Raw genomic sequence first — 16,382 nt, forward strand, 5'->3', positions numbered from 1 at the left:
CAGTGGGATTAGGGACATCCAAGAATTAAATTAATCAATTCCTGTATCCAACACTAGTATGCAATTTCTTCTCCCCCTGCCTCCCCTGCTCCCCCTGCTCCCCCTGCTCACCCAAGGGATTGATTATTTTTTTATTTGGTAGTCCCTTATCCCACCACCTTCTGAACACCAACTAGTTCTACCTGCTGTGTCTCTGGCAACAAACGCTTCACGCCTTGCTTAACAAAATTTTGCAAAAAGCCAATTTGCTGATTTTGTTGAAACACCTTTTGCAAAGTTTGCCGCAACTTCTCCAAATTTAAACCAGTCCCAGAATCTATCGCTATTTCTTGCTGCTGGAAATATTCAACTAGACTTAATCCTGCTACTCTGGTCAGATAAGCTGCACTTACTCCCTGCACCAAGCCACCAGCAACAAAGGTAACGGCATTACTTTTGAGAACAGTACTAATAGCCTTCGTAGAAAGTTCCACTAAACCGAGTTTCAGCATCAAACTTCCCATTGTTCCGGCTACAGTTTGCGCCTGTTCCAGGGAAAATTTCTGCTGATAGATATTACCCAAATCCATTACCATCTGAGCATTAATGGCCGCAGTCGCCAGAATATCAAGGGCTGGTACTGGGTTAGCAAAGGCAGCAGCAGCAGCTATCCACTGATATTGTTCAATAATTGGGGTGGCGCGATCGCATCTGATTCCATTCAGGCAGTTTTTCGCCTCAGCTTTCAACAACTCGGCTTTCCTCATGGTAGTTATCCAAACTAGCCGTTGTTTTTGCTGTGCTAAAGTTTCACCCAACTGCTGGGTTAACTGCTGGATATCTGGTGCTGGTTGTTCCATCCACTCTTGCACAGAACCATCAGCCTCATGCTTTCGTACTTTGACGGGGATGGGAGAGGCCGCAGTTGCAACTACATTTCCTTGCACCCGCTGTTTCAATTGACTAAAAACACTACCACGTTCATCGGCTAAATACTGGTCTTGTTTATTAAAAACCAGCATTGTAGCCTGATTTGCTGCTTTTAGCTGCTGTAAGGTTTGAAATTCTGAGTCTGTCAAATCACCGTTTGTCAAGAACAGCACAAAATCAGATTTTGCTACTTCTGCCAAAACAGATGCATCGGAATTCTCACCTGCTTCTCTAAACAAAGGTGCTGTTTCTTGTAGAGACACAAAATTTCCTGCCTCTAGATTTTGCTCTAGCACTTGAATTAAAGTGCTTTTACCGACGGATTTTCCACCAGTCACAGCCACTTTAATTTCTTGCCTGTCTAATTCCAACGACAATTGGGCAAGTTGTTCTCTGAGTGTCTCTAGTGCCAGATGGTTTTCTGCTTCTTGTGCCAGTTGGTTAATTACAACTTCAGCAATAGAAATCGCCCTTTCCACAGTCGCCCGATCTACAAGCATACTATCTAGCTGCTCTAAACCGTCTTTCGGGCGATTTTGTTGGAATAACCACAAACCACCACCAACAGCTAAGGCACTGAACAAACCAAACTCACCCACCTGCACTATAGAATCGTGCCAACTTTGTAACATCCACAGAGAAAAGGACAGTCCCAATCCTCCCACTAAAATTGGTCGCTGCAACTTCACAACCATGACTCTCCGCGCCTTTTAGATGGCTATTTATTCCAGAATAGATTAAAATCCTGCTTCTTGGAATTGAACAGGCGATCGAACACAATTTTCTTTACTTACAGATGCTTGTGAGATTAACTCCCAAGCATCCCGATATTGTGCGGAACGAGGTTTACGCTGTCGTTTTTCAGCCTCAACAAGGTGTACTTCGCTTCCATAACCTATGAACACATCTACAGGAAAAACATAGAATAGGTCAAGTTTTTCTATATATGCCAGGGCAAAATCAAAGTCTGATAGCTGATATGCTTCTCGAACCATCAGCCGCCGATTTGTTTTGGTGCGGCGATTATCTACAACGTAATTGCCAGAAGGCTGATCGAACCACGCGTATTTGACTTGGATTTTTATTACAGTTCCCTCTACATCAAATGCCAGATCGTAAGGTAACCTATCACCAAAAGGTTTTAAAATTCCCCAACCAAGCTTTAAAGCATGAAGAACAGCAGCTTGTTCTGCTATGTCTCCTCTAAGCTTTGTGTCCATTACTGAGATCAATATGAAGTAGCTGACAATCAGCATAAAACAAAACCCTGTTTTCTTAAAAGATCACAGGGTTTTGTTTTATGTTTGATTTGGTGGCGGGAAGTGGATTTGAACCACTGACCTTCGGGTTATGCTTACCAACTACAACTTTCGTTGCCCAGATTAACTGGTTTGTGGTCTGGACTGTCCCTTCACCCTCAGCATTACTGTTAGGGTGTCTGCCTTCCAGTCTCTACACCTTCTCCATTTCTGGAGCTTGGTTCGGGATTACCGCGCTATTGGCTTCCCCGAGTTTGACAGATAAACGCACATAAGTTTCTTTACGTGCCGCCCACAGCAAACTTAACTAATAAGCGTCTAGTTAATTTTGCCCGTTGAGCCCGACGAGCTACCAGGCTGCTCTATCCCGCGTCGCTCTTGACTTTTCTAGCATAACTCAAAGTCAAGAGTTTGGCAACTACAAAAACGATAATTCTCCAATTACTTCTAAACGCTTGTATTTTCCTAAGGTGACAAACTTTTCACAGAGGCTTTCGGCGGCGCTGGGACTAATCCAACCCATTTGTTGGAGTAAGTGGATAGCAACGGCATGTTTTGCCCGTTTTGCCCCATCCATAACTTTAATTGCTAATCCCATGCCTTCACCGAGTCTACCAATGCACTGCACTCCTTCGGCACCAGATTTGCTGACCAGTTCCCCTGGAGTTAAACGCATCAGTTCCGTATCAAATTCTCCATCTCCTGCTACCATTGCTGGGTGATGAGTCATGGCACGGACAATGCGCTCCATATCCAAGTTGGTACTAGAAGCTAGCAGGGCGTATAAAGAGGCCATTTGACCGAGTTGCATCAAATAAGTCGGTGCGCCACAGTCATCATGGGCGCTGATAAATTCCTCTGCTGGCATTCGTAGCAATTCTGCTACTTTGGCCAAAATCAACTGCTGTATTGGGTGTTTCCGTTCCAAGTAGTTGTTTAAAGGCCAATGGCGTTGCTGACAAACAGCTAGCATCCCCGCATGTTTACCAGAGCAATTGTATTCCAGAGGACTGCGTTTGCCTTCAGGAATCGGACACTGGAGTATAGTGGGGTCAAGATCAGCCCGCCAAAGGATGTTAAATACCTGTCGGACTTGCTCTATTGTTCCTTTATGGGAACTTGTGATAATTGCTAAATCGCGATCGCTGAGGTCATAGCGTTCCAGTGTACCTGTAGTGGTGACTGCGAGTGCCTGAAATGGTTTGAGCGCTGAACGAATAAATGCAGCAGTTTCGGAGTTACCAGCGACGGTTAAAACCCGTCCGCGTTCGTCGCATACAACAGCCTGGACTATATGCTTGGATTCAATGATCCCTTCACGCAGCAACCGGACTTCCAGTGCTGTAGCTTGAGTTCGTTTTCCCATTGTCATGGGTTTATTTTTATCACTTTTTTATTATTTGTCATGAGTCATGAGTCATTAGTCATGAGTTATTAGTCATTTGTCCTTCGTCCTTTGTTTATTTACTAATGACCAATGCCCAATGCCCAATGCCCAATGCCCAATGCCCAATGACTAATGACGGTTTACAACAAATGCCAAACTATAGTACCAGTAACAAACATTCCCGCCAAGCCAGCAAAGGTAAATTGCAACCGCCGTAGGATAGGTTTAATTTCGTATGCCACAATCAAGCGATCGCGATTGAGGATTTCTTGTGGCTTTGTCCAAGTTTGACCGTCGTACCAGCCTGACTCTTCATAGAATACTGTGGGACTGCAAAGGCGATCGCACACGTAAAACCAGCCTAAATACAACCTTACCACTGCCAGCAGTACCCCCAGACTTGCCCCTGCTGCACCACAAAGAATAAAATGGGCAATATATTTCTGTGGGGGAAAACTTGCTGCTGCTACAGGCCCAGCTACGAGCCAAGATAAACCCCAAATCCAAACCATCTTCGTGATATAATCCCGCCAATGTAAAATGCTATCACGAAATAGCCAGGAAGCTTTCAACTCTTCGTACTCGTTGAGCGGTTGTTGATCTATGGGAACTGGGCAATTTGAAACCGAAGACCGAATCATGTTGGCTTACCCCCACCCTCATCAGATTCTGGAAGGGAAATACGTTCTGCATGAATCCAGAACGCTTCTAAATTATAAAACTCGCGTTCCTTGGGCATCATGATGTGAACGATGACTTCACCGTAGTCTTGTAGTACCCAACTGCCCTCGGCTTTTCCTTCTGTCCTCAAGGGGCGTCGTTGTAATTCAGTTTCGACTTTTGCTTCAATTGCTTGAGCGATCGCCCTTACCTGTACCCTAGAATAACCAGTCATCATCACAAAGTAATCTGCTAGATAAGATACGTCTGCTACTCTGAGCAATAAAATATCACCAGCTTTGCGATCTGATGCAGCAACAGCTATCATTGCAGCTAATTTTCCGCTTGCTTCTTCTATTTGGGTGGGGTTTCTCAGCACACTCTTCGTCAGTGGGACAGATTGTAATGGGAAATTTCCTTGGAAATAATCAGTCATTAAACCTCAGGTGCTTTCTTCCTTTTGAAACAATTGTTTACATTTACTTAACAAATAACAAACAATTGATCTGAAAATGTGTCAATGGGTTTTTTTGAATACTAACAAAAAAACAGGTGTCTATGGAGGCTAGCTTGAAAAAGGGAGTAGGGAATGGGGAGTAGAAAGGAGGGTAAGAAACGTTTTTTATGTTTGGTTACAAGATTTTCCCGCGATTGACTGTCTTGAAAGAGGGACTGGGGACTGGGAAAAGAATATTTTCATGCCATCGTTGTGTGATTGCTGATGCGATCGTCTAGCTTGAAAATAGGAATTAGAAATTAGGGCGCGATTCGTTCTCGCCTTTATGGGGATATTCGGAATTTTGGTTTGCAGGACTAGACTTTAGGCTGGCTATTACAACTTACGATACAAGAGAGCGCACTCGTGCCCGATCTGCCAAAAGTCTGATTGGCATAAATGTACCAGTAGGTGTTTGGGGATACTAAAGCAACCTTATTATATTAAGTAAAAAAATTCATATTCCCACGCCTTGAATGAAGTGAAGCCGTGGGATTTTTGATTCAATACCAATTCAGCTAAAAGCTTGCTTCAGTATTGTTATTTTTTAAGTAAGATTGAATACAATCAAATTTTCTGTGATTGAGATTTTGACATCAACTCTACTGAAAGCGCAAATATAGAACCTAACTGCACTGTCGTAGATTACACTTCTTGTTTGGTAATTATTGTCGAGTGAATTGCTCTACGATCTGCTATTAATGAGTAACACAAGGATTCATATTGATTTAAAGCTTGCTCAAAAGCATACTGCTCAACGGCATATTGGCGACTTTTATAACCTAGAGTTTTAACTTTTTCGGGGTTTTGATACAAGTTTAAAATTGCCATTGCTAAAGCTTGGGGATCTTCTGGAGGAACGATAACTCCGCCACCACTTTGCTTGATAGCCCTTGCTGCGGTACCGTTATCAGGGACAGAGGCGACTAAAGCGCGTCCACTAGCAAGTAGCACTTGAATTTTTGACGGCATATTGAAGGATATAACATTTTTCTTTTGCACCACCAAACCAACATCCGCGGCTGCTAACATCTGTGGTAAATTTTTCCGGGGTTGAAATGGCAGTAGCAAAACATTATCTGCACCGCAGTCTAAACATTCCTGTTGCAATCGCTGTAAACCTTTTGCCTCTCCGACGATGACAAAGGCAATATCTGGGATGTGGCGCAACATAGAAGCAGCTTTGACAACGCTTTCTAAGCCTTGGGTGAGGGCAATGTTACCAGAATACAGGACTACAAATTTATCATTCAGGTTGTGTGTCGTGCGGAAAGGGTTATTTTTTTGAGGCAAGGGGCGGATAAAATTAACATCAACCCAGTTAGGAATTTGCACAATTTTGTCAGCTTCTACGCCCTTAGAACGCAAATTTTCCACAAATCCATCGGCGATGACGCTAATTTTACTAGCACTGCGGTAAGCAAATTTTTCCAATAATGTAAACAACTGGATGAGCAATTTATTTTTAAGTAGACCGACGTGAACAGCTGCTTCTGGTAATATATCTTGTAGATTCAAAACCACAGGGCAAGCACGTAACCATCCTAAAAGAGCAACTGGTACACAGCTTGGTAGGGATGGCGAGGTTGAGAGAATAACATCTGGACGCCAACCGATGAGGGCAGGTACAAAACTAGTCACAACGAAACTAGCATCTAGCAACACTCGATCTAGTAGATTGGGTTGTGGACGAATCCAAACGTAACTACGTTGGATTTCAACGCCATTTTTGTATTCGGTGAGATACCACTTGCCCCGATATTCCTGGTAAATTTGACGTTCAGGGTAGTTAGGCATAGCAGTAACTACGCGCACTTGGTGTCCCCGCTTTACTAGTCCCTCTGCTAATTCTGTCATTAGTGGGGCAATACCAATTGGCTCTGGATGATAGTTGTAGGAGTAAATTAAAATTCGCATAGAAAATTAGTCTCAAGTGCCCGGGTTTTTTATTTAATGACAATACTTGTCTTAAATATCTCTGGGAGGTTGAAATATCCTATATTTAATTGTGGCTTCCGAGTCTCTTGATGTCAGGGATTTTTCTTAAAGATTGAGTAAATTTTGATATTAAATCCTTACGGAGTGTGCGAATAATATTGACTATTTAATACACAATTTAAAATGTTTATTTATAATTGGTACGTAAGTAAAAACCCTGGAATTTATGATATTCATACCAGTATTTCACAATAACAGTGATTGAATGAGCGATCGCCCTTGTATTTTCTCTTTTTTTGCTGGTTCAGGTTTCCTGGATTTAGGTTTTGAAACCAGTGGTTTTAACATTGTTTATGTTAATGAAATTTTTTCCCCATTCATGGCAGCATACCGCTATTCACGGCAGGCTCTCAATCTAGGGTTGCCAGAATATGGATATTATGACGGTGAAGCAGGAGACGTAAGTAAACTTACCCAAGGTTCACAAGCACAACATATTTGCGAGTTAGTCAAAGATTGCCGTAAATTTAATAATATTGTTGGCTTTATTGGTGGGCCTCCCTGTCCTGATTTTTCCATTGGGGGAAAAAACAGAGGCAATTTAGGAGATAATGGCAAGCTTTCGGCTTCCTATGTGGAATTAATTTGTCAAAATCTCCCAGATTTTTTTTTATTTGAGAATGTTAAGGGTTTGTGGAAGACGAAGAAGCACCGTTTATTTTTTGAATACCTGAAGCAACAATTACAGCAAGCAGGATATATATTAACAGAGCGGTTAATTAATGCAATTGAATATGGCGTACCCCAAGATCGGGAAAGAATTATTTTGATTGGATTCCAAAAGAATTTTATCAAAGAGATGGATAGAGAGTTTAGTAGACAAGAATTACTAAATGCACATATTTTTCCTTGGCAAAATCAGATTTTATACGAGAAGAAAAATGTTTTTTCTTACCCTTGGCGTAAATGCGATCCATTTCAAGAAAATTCCATTATTCCTTGTCCTCTTGATATTCCTCAAAAATTAACAGTTGAATACTGGTTTAGAAAAAATAATGTCCTCAAGCATCCCAATGCTGAACATTACTTTCAACCAAGGGCAGGTATCACAAAATTTGCTGCTGTTGATGAAGGAGATGATTCTAAGAAATCTTTTAAACGTCTGCATAGATGGCGTTATTCTCCAACAGCTTGCTATGGAAATAATGAAGTACATTTACATCCTTATAAAATCCGACGAATTTCTGTAGCAGAAGCTTTAGCTATCCAATCTTTACCTGCAAATTTCGTGCTTCCAGAGAATATGTCACTTACAAATATGTTTAAAACTATTGGTAATGGCGTACCATACTTGGCATCAAAGGCGTTAGCTCAAACTATTATTAACTTCTTAGTAACTGACGTTAAGAATACTGTTGATATTCATAACCTTACTGGCACTTAATGTCAACTTAAATACTTACATAAATTCTGAGACATCTGCAAAGCTGATATCCCAGATAAGTTAGCAGCTTATTTTCAGAATAAACTCGTAATAAATGTGGTTTAATATATATATAAAAAATGTTTTAATTTTTTATAAACTTTAATAATCAATCACTGGTACAAAACACGATGGCAGCAGACTATCCGGACATTGATATTGCGCCATTCATCGATCATGCCCTGTTAACGCCAACAGCTACTCCAGAGCAAGTTGAGCAATGGTGTGAAGAAGCATATAGATTCAATTTTGCGGCGGTTTGCCTGTACCCTGCCTATGTCAAGCAAGCAGTTGAACTCCTCCACGGTAAGAACCCGAAAGTCTGTACGGTGATTGGCTTTCCTGCTGGTGCGACTACTTCAGCAGTCAAGCTGTATGAGGCTCAAGAAGCGGCGGAAAGCGGGGCTACTGAGTTGGATGTGGTAATCAACTTGGGCTGGTTGAAAGCTGGCAAAACAGAAGAAGTTCATCGTGAGATTGCCGAAATTTGCGAGGAGACTGGACAAACTGTCAAGGTAATTTTGGAAACCAATCTGTTGACAGATGCGGAGAAAAAAATAGCTGCTGAAATATCTATGGAAGCGGGAGCAAGTTTCTTAAAAACCAGTACTGGTTGGAATGGTGGTGCCACTGTGGCTGATGTGCGACTTTTGAAGGAATTGGCGAAAGAAAGGTTGGGAATTAAAGCTTCAGGTGGTATCCGTACTATCAATCAAGCTCTAGACTTAATTGTAGCGGGTGCTACTAGATTAGGCACATCTCGCGGTATCGATTTGATCCGCCAGCGCGATAACCTGGAAAAGGGTGAATAGTCATTTGTCATTTGTCGTTTGTCCTTCGTCCTTTGTCCTTTTTTGTTCACTAATGACCAATGACTAATGACTAATGAGTAGAACCTATAAAGCAACCGGAATTAATCTTAAAACCCAGGCGCTCGGGGAATCGGATAAAATAGTGACAATTTTGACACCAGAATTCGGTCTAATTCGAGCAGTGGCTCCAGGGGCGCGCAAGCACAACTCCAGTTTGGGCGGCAGGAGCGGTATGTTCGTTGTTAATGAACTATTGATTGCCAAGGGGCGATCGCTTGATAAAATTACTCAAGCACAGACGTTAAAAACTTATCCAGGTCTAGCTAAAAATTTGGGAAAATTAGCTGCTGGCCAGTATTTAGCAGAAATAGTACTGTGTCAAGCTTTAAGTGAACAACCCCAAGAAGAACTTTATGAGTTATTCAATGAACATCTCCATCGATTGGAGGTGTTGTCTAGTGGAAATACATCTGGTGTTTTAGCTCATCTGGCTCATGGGGTTTTTCACCTTTTAGCCTTAGCAGGACTGACACCGCAAGTGCAAGTTTGTTGCTTGTCTGGGCAACCCCTCACGCCAGATTTTACAGACCCCAACTGGCAGGTAGGATTTAGCATCCCTGCGGGTGGAATTGTTTGTTTAGAAGCTTGGGAACGTTTGCGAAGAGAGGGGGAGATGAGGAAGATGAGGGAGATGAGGGAGATTAATAATGAATACCCGATGCCCCATGCCCCATGCCCAATGCCCCATCCCCAAACAGTCATTGTCCATCGGCAAGAAATACCTGTGATTTCCAGTCGTCTTGGTGCAATGGAACTAGCTCTGCTTCAGAATCTATCGCAACCAGAAATCGTGCAAATTGATGGTGCAAGAGATCATAACTGGTTATCTGTTGAGCAGATTTTACGCCAGTATGCTCAGTATCAATTAGCCCGCCCTATTCGCTCTGCTACCTTGATCGACTCTTATTTTGCTGCCAACCATGATGCAATCGTCTGATTTGGATAAAAAAATCCTGCCTTTATCACCAAGCCTCGTCAAAAAACATAATAGAGCATCAGATCATACAGTAACTAATCATCTGAGTGCCGTCTCTAAGTCTACACCTAATCAAATCAATGGACAAGAAATGTCCCCAAAAGACATTTCTAAAAACGATCAAAGTTGGACAGAAATACCAAAAAATCATGTTACAAGCCAATCAGAAACACCAACCCAAGAACAATTAACCACTGGCCAAACAGACAGAAATAATGATAACGGCAAGGGGCTAGACCTAAGCAATGGTAAAAATTTGCCAGTAACCACTATTCCAAAAACAGAACCAGCGAAATTACATGAACCTGGTTCAGAGAATGCAAAACAGCGGGGGTTTGTGCCAGTATTAAAAAACTTTAATTTCCTGGCTCTTTGGGGCGGTCAAGTTTTCTGCCAACTAGCAGATAAAGTTTATTTGGTGCTGATGATTGCTTTGATTAATACTCAGTTTCAGGGTGGTAATCAGAGTATTAGTGGATGGGTGTCAGCCTTGATGATGGCTTTCACTATTCCAGCAGTATTGTTTGGTTCTGTCGCTGGTGTGTTTGTAGACCGTTGGCCGAAAAAGGCTGTGTTGGTGGCAACGAATGTTTGGCGCGGTATCCTGGTTTTCTCAATTCCCTTCCTAATGTGGTTGACTCATGATTGGAAACCCATAGGAGTCTTACCAGTAGGTTTTTTAATCATTCTGGGTGTGACTTTTTTAGTTTCCACACTGACGCAGTTTTTTGCCCCAGCGGAACAGGCGGCAATTCCTTTAGTAGTAGAAGAACAGCATTTACTCTCAGCTAATTCGCTTTACACAACAACGATGATGGCATCGGTAATTGTTGGGTTTGCTGTTGGTGAACCGTTGTTAGCGATCGCCGATAGACTTTGGTTGCAATTTAGTGGTAGTAGTGGTTTAGGGAAAGAACTTTTAGTCGGTGGCAGTTATGCGATCGCTGGAATCATTTTGTTCCTCCTGAGAACTAACGAAAAACCTCACCCACCCGAAACAGAATTCCCTCACGTATTCTCTGACTTACGGGATGGTCTGTCCTACCTGAAAGCCAATCATCGCGTCCGTAATGCTTTACTCCAGCTAATTATCTTGTTTTCTGTCTTCGCAGCCTTAACTGTTTTAGCTGTTCGTATGGCAGAAATAATTCCCAATATGAAAGCCTCCCAATTCGGCTTTTTACTTGCAGCTGGTGGTGTTGGCATTGCAGCTGGAGCAACAATTCTCGGTCAATTTGGTCAACGCTTCTCCTACACCCAACTAAGTTTGTGCGGTTGTCTTGGTATGGCAGCATCGTTGATTGGTCTGTCAATATTTACCACACAATTGTGGTTAATTTTGTTACTAGTTGCTTTATTAGGTGTCTTTGGGGCACTAGTAGGCATTCCCATGCAAACAACGATTCAAACAGAAACACCTCCAGAAATGCGTGGTAAAGTTTTCGGTCTACAGAACAATGTCATTAACATTGCTCTTTCCCTACCTTTGGCATTAGCTGGTGTAGCAGAAACCTTTGTAGGGTTACAGGCAGTTTTTTTGGGATTAGCAGCGATCGTTTTTTTAGGAGGAATATTAACCTGGTATAACTCACATCAGTAGTTATCAACAGCAGCTATTATTCATGACCTTGAAGTAATTACTAATTTACTTAAAATTTGTGTGTTCGTGTTAAACTAAGGTCAGTCAAAATTTATCGCATACTTGCCGGATATCAATCTGACATTAGCCAGAATAAGTTGTTTAAATATAAGAGATTAACAACTTATAAGTTGAATCAATACAGCCATCAATTCAGCAGTTTAATTAGCTAAAAAATAGCTTTTTAAACTAATTTTTGGCATATATTACTAAAAACTAAAAACCAGCAAGTATACCACGATAAAAGCAACAAAGGACGCAAAACTAATACATCAAACCCGCTTTTCTTACAGCTAAATAAAGAATGCGTATAGCCTGGATTGGAAAAAAATCGCCCTTTTGCGGCAATGTCACCTACAGTAGAGAAATTACAAATGCCTTGCTAGACAAGGGACATCAAGTTAGCTTTCTCCACTTCGCTCAAGAAGAATCAGAACCTGATAATTGGCCAAATCTCCAAGAAGTTCCCCTACCTTTTATTTACAAATCACAGGTTTACACAATCCCCACTTTTAAGGCGACTAAAGTTTTAACTGACTCGCTGCGGAAAATTAAACCAGATGTTGTACATGCTTCCTTAACCCTATCTCCTCTTGATTTTGTTCTACCGGAAATCTGTGAGGAACTGAGGTTACCTTTAGTTGCTACTTTTCATACACCGTTTGCTGGGAAGGGAGCAAAGCTGATATCAGGAACACAGCTTTTGGCTTATCAACTCTACGCGCCTTTTTTGGTTAACTACGATCGCGTAATTGTATTTTCCCAAATTCAGCGGGAATTATTGGCACGTATGGGCGTAAGGGAAGAAAATATTGCGATCATTCCCAACGGTGTTGATCCAATTAAGTATTCTCCAGGGGCTTCTAAACTCAAAGCAGAATTTCAAGCCGAACGCTTGTTTGTTTATCAAGGTCGAATAGCCCCAGAGAAAAATGTGGAAGCCCTCCTGAGAGCTTGGAAGCAGTCGCAAATGGAGCGTAATAGCAAGCTTTTGATTGTTGGCGATGGGCCTTTGAAGTCTTCTTTAGAGCCGTTTTATGGTTGGGAATACGGCATTAATTGGTTAGGATTTGTTGCTGATGAAAATCGGCGCATCGAAATTTTGCGGGGCGCGGATGTATTTATTTTGCCTTCATTGGTAGAGGGACTATCTTTGTCTTTGTTAGAAGCAATGTCATGTGGGGTGGCTTGTTTGGCAACAGATGTCGGTGCAGATGGAGAAGTTTTGGAAAAGGGAGCGGGTATAGTTATTAATACCAAAACAGTGCGATCGCAATTGAGAACTCTTTTACCAGTGTTACAAGACCATCCAGAGTTAACAACCCTACTAGGGCAAAAAGCCAGACAGCGTGTATTAGACCGCTATACGCTCACTAAGAATGTTACTCTGCTGGAAGAACTTTATAAAGAAGTTTTAACACAGCGACCTTTACCAGTTAGTCGCAGAGCATAGGGAAAGGGAAAAAGTGCGATCGCACTGTAAATTATAAGATGGTAATGAGTGCGATCGGGCAGCAATGTTAGGCAGCATTGGGTAGTATTCTAGTCATGCAATGATTTGTGACTTATTTTGAATACAAATAGCTGACTAAGAATTCTCTTACCAGTTTTACAAGACCATCTACAGTTAAAGAAATCAAGTATGACGCAAGTCAGATAAAGTTGACAAATATCCCGGACTTAGAGCAGCTAGAACATGGAAAGTGCTGCCGAACATACGTCTATTACTTCATAAATCCGTTGCCTGAACAAAACGTTATTGACCAAATTGCAAATAGTATAGTTGTAAGTTGTTCAATAGAAATATGTTTTCTGGCTGCTGAGATTTCAATTTGTTTATATAAAGATTCGGGTAACTGTACATTTAAGTTAGTCATATATAAAATTTCTTCTAACTAATTATTTGAATTATCCACTAAAGACCATCCCAAAGTTGTCGGCTGTTGATAAACTCGCTTCAAAGTATTCACATCCCTAACAGAAATAGGCGACGGTTTACGAACTTGGGAAAAGTATAAAGCATCAGTTTGTAGCGGACTATGACCCCAAATTCCTAAAGCGTGTCCAAGTTCGTGCCGGGCTGCTGCTCGGATATACTCACCTGTTTGACTGGGGCTGAGCAAGATGATGAAGCGGTGGGATAAAACTTTGTTGTTGGTGTATAACTCGTAAGTAGTTTGTGCCGATCGCGCACGAGGTATATTACTACCAGGGGAAATCTGTAGAGGTGGTGCTTTTCGCACTATCGTAATATCCGCAACTTCTGACTGTTGGACTAGTGTCAAAGGCAAATAAGCACTCCATTCCTGCACAGCCTGTAAGACACTTCTGACCCATGTTTGAGCTTGTTTTTCGCTAACGGCTTTTGGTGTTTCTACGTAAACTTTGATAGGAAATTGTGACCAAACTAAATAACCAACTTGAGTTGTTGTGACTTGAGAAAAGTAGTCACCACTGTTGGTGTTATCTTCCCAGTGTGCGAGTGTGGGTGGTAACGGATGGGCTTTTGGAGGAGATGAGGGGGTGGGCAGAGAGATTATTAAGTCTGAATATCCATATTTTGGGATTTTTGTAAAGCTATAACTCGACTGGAGATTAATAAAAAATGTTAACAGCCCTGTGCCAATAAACAAGGCAAGAGCTGTAATTAACCGTCGTGAAATTAAATTTAATACGGTGTTAAGTAGCGGGTGTTGGGTTCTTCTCCCCATTTACCTATCCTTATTTAGGCAACCAACCAGCACTTAAAACTACTGTTAAACCGAGGAAAATGACTGTCAGCGCCCAAGTAACTCGGTTCAAAGTGTTTTCCGCACTTTTGGTGCTGCTAAATAGCTGGGCTTGTCCGCCAATGGCTCCAATACCATCACCTTTGGGGCTATGCAGCAAAACCAAGATAATCAAACCAGTGGCGGAAAATGCCCAAATGCCTTGCACGATATTAGTAACTGTCATGGTAGCAATCTCATCTATAACAAATTTTAAAAAACAGAATTCAGAACTCAGAATTCAGAAGTTAGGAGTTTATTAAAAACTCCTAACTCTTGTACAGACGCGATTAATCGCATCTGTACACTCTTTTACAAGCCTACTTGCACGGGGGTGCGAGTGCGTTGCAGGTCATATTCTGCTGTTTTCAGCAGCGATCGCCCTGTCATTTCTGGTGGTTGAGGTAGCTGTAAAATCTCTAGAATGGTGGGGGCGATGTCGGATAGCTTACCATCGCTTCGTAGTTCGACATTTGTACCATATCCAGGGATTTTGACTTTTTCTCCTTCCACGAGGATAAAGGGGACTGGATTAGTCGTGTGAGCTGTCCAGGGATTACCCCCTTCATCTAGCATATACTCAGCGTTGCCATGATCGGCAGTAATAATTGTTGTACCGCCGGCTTTGATAACGCTCTCTAGTAAGCGTCCCAAACAGCGATCGACTGTTTCAATGGCTGTAATGGTGGCTTCGATTTGACCAGTATGCCCTACCATGTCTGGGTTAGCATAATTAATCACAACTAAAGAATATAAACCCTTTTGAATGGCAGCGATCGCTACGTCTGTAACTGCTTTTGCTGACATCGCTGGGGCGTGGTCATAAGTCGCTACCATTGGACTGCTGACTAATTCCCGGTCTTCACCAGGAAAAGGTTCCTCCAAACCCCCGTTAAAGAAATACGTGACGTGGGCGTATTTTTCTGTTTCGGCGGTGCGGAATTGCTTGAGATTGTGATTCGCTATCACTCCTCCCAGAATATTATTGAGATTCTGTGGCTCAAAAGCCACAGCCACGGCTAAGTCTGGGTCGTATTGGGTAAACGTGGCAAATGACAGCGGTTTGATTTGCTGTCTTTCAAAACCGTTAAATTTAGGACTGACAAAGGCTTGAGTCAGTTGTCTGGCGCGATCGGGGCGGAAGTTGAAAAATATCACCCCATCCCCTGGTTCTACAGCACCAGGAGCAATTCTGACGGGGTTGACAAATTCATCTTTTACCCCTTCGGCGTAAGATGCTTGCAAGATTTCTACAGCCTGACGGTCATCACCCACCGCATCTTGTGTCATGACATCGTAGGCGCGTTTTACTCGATCCCAGCGGTGATCGCGATCCATCGCGTAGTAGCGACCGCTGACGGTGACTATGCGCCCGATTCCGATGCGGTCGATGTAATCTTGTAGCTGAGCGATCGCTTTTACGCCCTCGGTTGGCGCGGTGTCACGACCATCAGTAATTGCGTGGATACAAACTTCTGAAATTCGCTGCTCTTTAGCTAAGTCAAGTAGTCCAAATAGATGGGTGATATGGGAATGTACCCCACCCTCAGAACAAAGCCCTATTAGATGTAGCTTGCCATTTTGAGAGCGAACTTCCTGGCAAATTTTGACAAGTGCTGGGTTGGAAGTGATAGAACCGTCTTCCACCGCATCGGAGATGCGTACCAGTTCTTGCGGTACAACTCGCCCAGCACCAATGTTCAAATGACCAACTTCTGAGTTGCCCATTTGACCATCTGGCAACCCTACGGCTTTTCCTGATGTGTGGATGAGGGTATGCGGGTAAGCTGCCCATAAACTGTCCACAATGGGAGTTTTCGCAGCAACAATAGCGTTTCCTCGCGTCTGCTCGCAGTAGCCCCATCCGTCTAAAATGACTAGCACCACAGGAGCAACAGGTGCTTTGGTCATAGTAAAATTGCCCTTTACTTTTTGTAATACCCGAATGATACCATTGCTAATCACCGCCGCAAGTGAATTTCTGCTTATTAACTT

Annotated in this window: 14 protein-coding genes; 5 read left to right on the forward strand and 9 right to left on the reverse strand. The window is 42.4% G+C overall.

Going from position 1 to position 16,382, the window contains the following annotated elements; translation table 11 throughout:
• Positions 1-146: 146 nt before the first annotated feature.
• The 6 genes from IQ276_RS15345 to IQ276_RS15370 all read right to left on the reverse strand — a co-directional run bounded on the left by IQ276_RS15345 (position 147) and on the right by IQ276_RS15370 (position 6,628).
• The gene (locus IQ276_RS15345) at positions 147-1,604 is read right to left on the reverse strand and encodes a YcjF family protein (RefSeq protein WP_235115696.1); all 1,458 of its coding nucleotides are present in this window, start codon (positions 1,602-1,604) and stop codon (positions 147-149) included.
• A gap of 42 nt (positions 1,605-1,646) precedes the next feature.
• Positions 1,647-2,129, reverse strand: coding sequence for a group I intron-associated PD-(D/E)XK endonuclease (locus tag IQ276_RS15350; protein ID WP_193924079.1), 483 nt, complete (start codon positions 2,127-2,129; stop codon positions 1,647-1,649).
• A gap of 457 nt (positions 2,130-2,586) precedes the next feature.
• Positions 2,587-3,540: an asparaginase gene (locus IQ276_RS15355; protein ID WP_190883867.1), complete on the reverse strand. Its 954-nt coding sequence runs from the start codon at positions 3,538-3,540 to the stop codon at positions 2,587-2,589.
• A gap of 155 nt (positions 3,541-3,695) precedes the next feature.
• Complete coding sequence (locus IQ276_RS15360) at positions 3,696-4,196, reverse strand: CGLD27 family protein (RefSeq protein ID WP_221708207.1); 501 nt, start codon at positions 4,194-4,196, stop codon at positions 3,696-3,698.
• Complete coding sequence (gene rsfS / locus IQ276_RS15365) at positions 4,193-4,651, reverse strand: ribosome silencing factor (protein WP_190883865.1); 459 nt, start codon at positions 4,649-4,651, stop codon at positions 4,193-4,195. Before rsfS ends, IQ276_RS15360 begins: the two co-directional genes overlap by 4 nt.
• Before the next feature lie 705 nt (positions 4,652-5,356).
• On the reverse strand, positions 5,357-6,628 hold the full coding sequence (locus tag IQ276_RS15370; RefSeq protein ID WP_190883864.1) for a glycosyltransferase family 4 protein: 1,272 nt from the start codon (positions 6,626-6,628) through the stop codon (positions 5,357-5,359).
• 286 nt (positions 6,629-6,914) lie between these two features.
• Here IQ276_RS15370 and IQ276_RS15375 point away from each other — a divergent pair, with 286 nt between their 5' ends.
• The 5 genes from IQ276_RS15375 (at position 6,915) to IQ276_RS15395 (ending at position 13,072) form a co-directional block, all read left to right on the forward strand.
• Complete coding sequence (locus IQ276_RS15375; protein WP_193922059.1) at positions 6,915-8,093, forward strand: DNA cytosine methyltransferase; 1,179 nt, start codon at positions 6,915-6,917, stop codon at positions 8,091-8,093.
• A gap of 170 nt (positions 8,094-8,263) precedes the next feature.
• A complete protein-coding gene (deoC, locus tag IQ276_RS15380; protein ID WP_193922061.1) occupies positions 8,264-8,944 on the forward strand; it encodes a deoxyribose-phosphate aldolase in 681 nt (226 codons plus the stop codon).
• Between the two features lie 73 nt (positions 8,945-9,017).
• Positions 9,018-9,941, forward strand: coding sequence for a DNA repair protein RecO (recO, locus tag IQ276_RS15385; protein WP_235115697.1), 924 nt, complete (start codon positions 9,018-9,020; stop codon positions 9,939-9,941).
• Entirely contained in the window at positions 9,928-11,580 is a 1,653-nt protein-coding gene (locus tag IQ276_RS15390; RefSeq protein ID WP_193913661.1) for an MFS transporter, read from the forward strand. The genes recO and IQ276_RS15390 overlap by 14 nt, the downstream gene beginning before the upstream one ends.
• A 343-nt stretch (positions 11,581-11,923) precedes the next feature.
• On the forward strand, positions 11,924-13,072 hold the full coding sequence (locus IQ276_RS15395; protein WP_193913659.1) for a glycosyltransferase family 4 protein: 1,149 nt from the start codon (positions 11,924-11,926) through the stop codon (positions 13,070-13,072).
• A gap of 442 nt (positions 13,073-13,514) precedes the next feature.
• Here IQ276_RS15395 and IQ276_RS15400 read toward each other — a convergent pair whose 3' ends face one another.
• The 3 genes from IQ276_RS15400 to gpmI all read right to left on the reverse strand — a co-directional run bounded on the left by IQ276_RS15400 (position 13,515) and on the right by gpmI (position 16,298).
• Positions 13,515-14,330: a peptidase gene (locus tag IQ276_RS15400; protein WP_193913658.1), complete on the reverse strand. Its 816-nt coding sequence runs from the start codon at positions 14,328-14,330 to the stop codon at positions 13,515-13,517.
• A 10-nt stretch (positions 14,331-14,340) separates the two neighbouring features.
• Complete coding sequence (gene secG, locus IQ276_RS15405) at positions 14,341-14,574, reverse strand: preprotein translocase subunit SecG (RefSeq protein ID WP_073641976.1); 234 nt, start codon at positions 14,572-14,574, stop codon at positions 14,341-14,343.
• A 125-nt stretch (positions 14,575-14,699) separates the two neighbouring features.
• The gene (gene gpmI, locus IQ276_RS15410; protein ID WP_193913657.1) at positions 14,700-16,298 is read right to left on the reverse strand and encodes a 2,3-bisphosphoglycerate-independent phosphoglycerate mutase; all 1,599 of its coding nucleotides are present in this window, start codon (positions 16,296-16,298) and stop codon (positions 14,700-14,702) included.
• Positions 16,299-16,382 lie beyond the last annotated feature (84 nt).

The organism is Desmonostoc muscorum LEGE 12446 (genome assembly GCF_015207005.2).
Taxonomy (GTDB): Bacteria; Cyanobacteriota; Cyanobacteriia; order Cyanobacteriales; family Nostocaceae; genus Nostoc; species Nostoc muscorum.

Excerpts from the sequence above, each read along its gene's own strand:
- IQ276_RS15360 (WP_221708207.1), bottom strand. The coding sequence starts at position 4,196 with ATGATTCGGTCTTCGGTTTCAAATTGCCCAGTTCCCATAGATCAACAA.
- IQ276_RS15355 (WP_190883867.1), bottom strand. The coding sequence starts at position 3,540 with ATGACAATGGGAAAACGAACTCAAGCTACAGCACTGGAAGTCCGGTTG.
- IQ276_RS15395 (WP_193913659.1), top strand. The coding sequence starts at position 11,924 with ATGCGTATAGCCTGGATTGGAAAAAAATCGCCCTTTTGCGGCAATGTC.
- IQ276_RS15375 (WP_193922059.1), top strand. The coding sequence starts at position 6,915 with ATGAGCGATCGCCCTTGTATTTTCTCTTTTTTTGCTGGTTCAGGTTTC.
- gpmI (WP_193913657.1), bottom strand. The coding sequence starts at position 16,298 with ATGACCAAAGCACCTGTTGCTCCTGTGGTGCTAGTCATTTTAGACGGA.
- IQ276_RS15370 (WP_190883864.1), bottom strand. The coding sequence starts at position 6,628 with ATGCGAATTTTAATTTACTCCTACAACTATCATCCAGAGCCAATTGGT.
- deoC (WP_193922061.1), top strand. The coding sequence starts at position 8,264 with ATGGCAGCAGACTATCCGGACATTGATATTGCGCCATTCATCGATCAT.
- rsfS (WP_190883865.1), bottom strand. The coding sequence starts at position 4,651 with ATGACTGATTATTTCCAAGGAAATTTCCCATTACAATCTGTCCCACTG.
- IQ276_RS15400 (WP_193913658.1), bottom strand. The coding sequence starts at position 14,330 with ATGGGGAGAAGAACCCAACACCCGCTACTTAACACCGTATTAAATTTA.
- secG (WP_073641976.1), bottom strand. The coding sequence starts at position 14,574 with ATGACAGTTACTAATATCGTGCAAGGCATTTGGGCATTTTCCGCCACT.
- IQ276_RS15350 (WP_193924079.1), bottom strand. The coding sequence starts at position 2,129 with ATGGACACAAAGCTTAGAGGAGACATAGCAGAACAAGCTGCTGTTCTT.
- recO (WP_235115697.1), top strand. The coding sequence starts at position 9,018 with ATGAGTAGAACCTATAAAGCAACCGGAATTAATCTTAAAACCCAGGCG.
- IQ276_RS15390 (WP_193913661.1), top strand. The coding sequence starts at position 9,928 with ATGCAATCGTCTGATTTGGATAAAAAAATCCTGCCTTTATCACCAAGC.
- IQ276_RS15345 (WP_235115696.1), bottom strand. The coding sequence starts at position 1,604 with ATGGTTGTGAAGTTGCAGCGACCAATTTTAGTGGGAGGATTGGGACTG.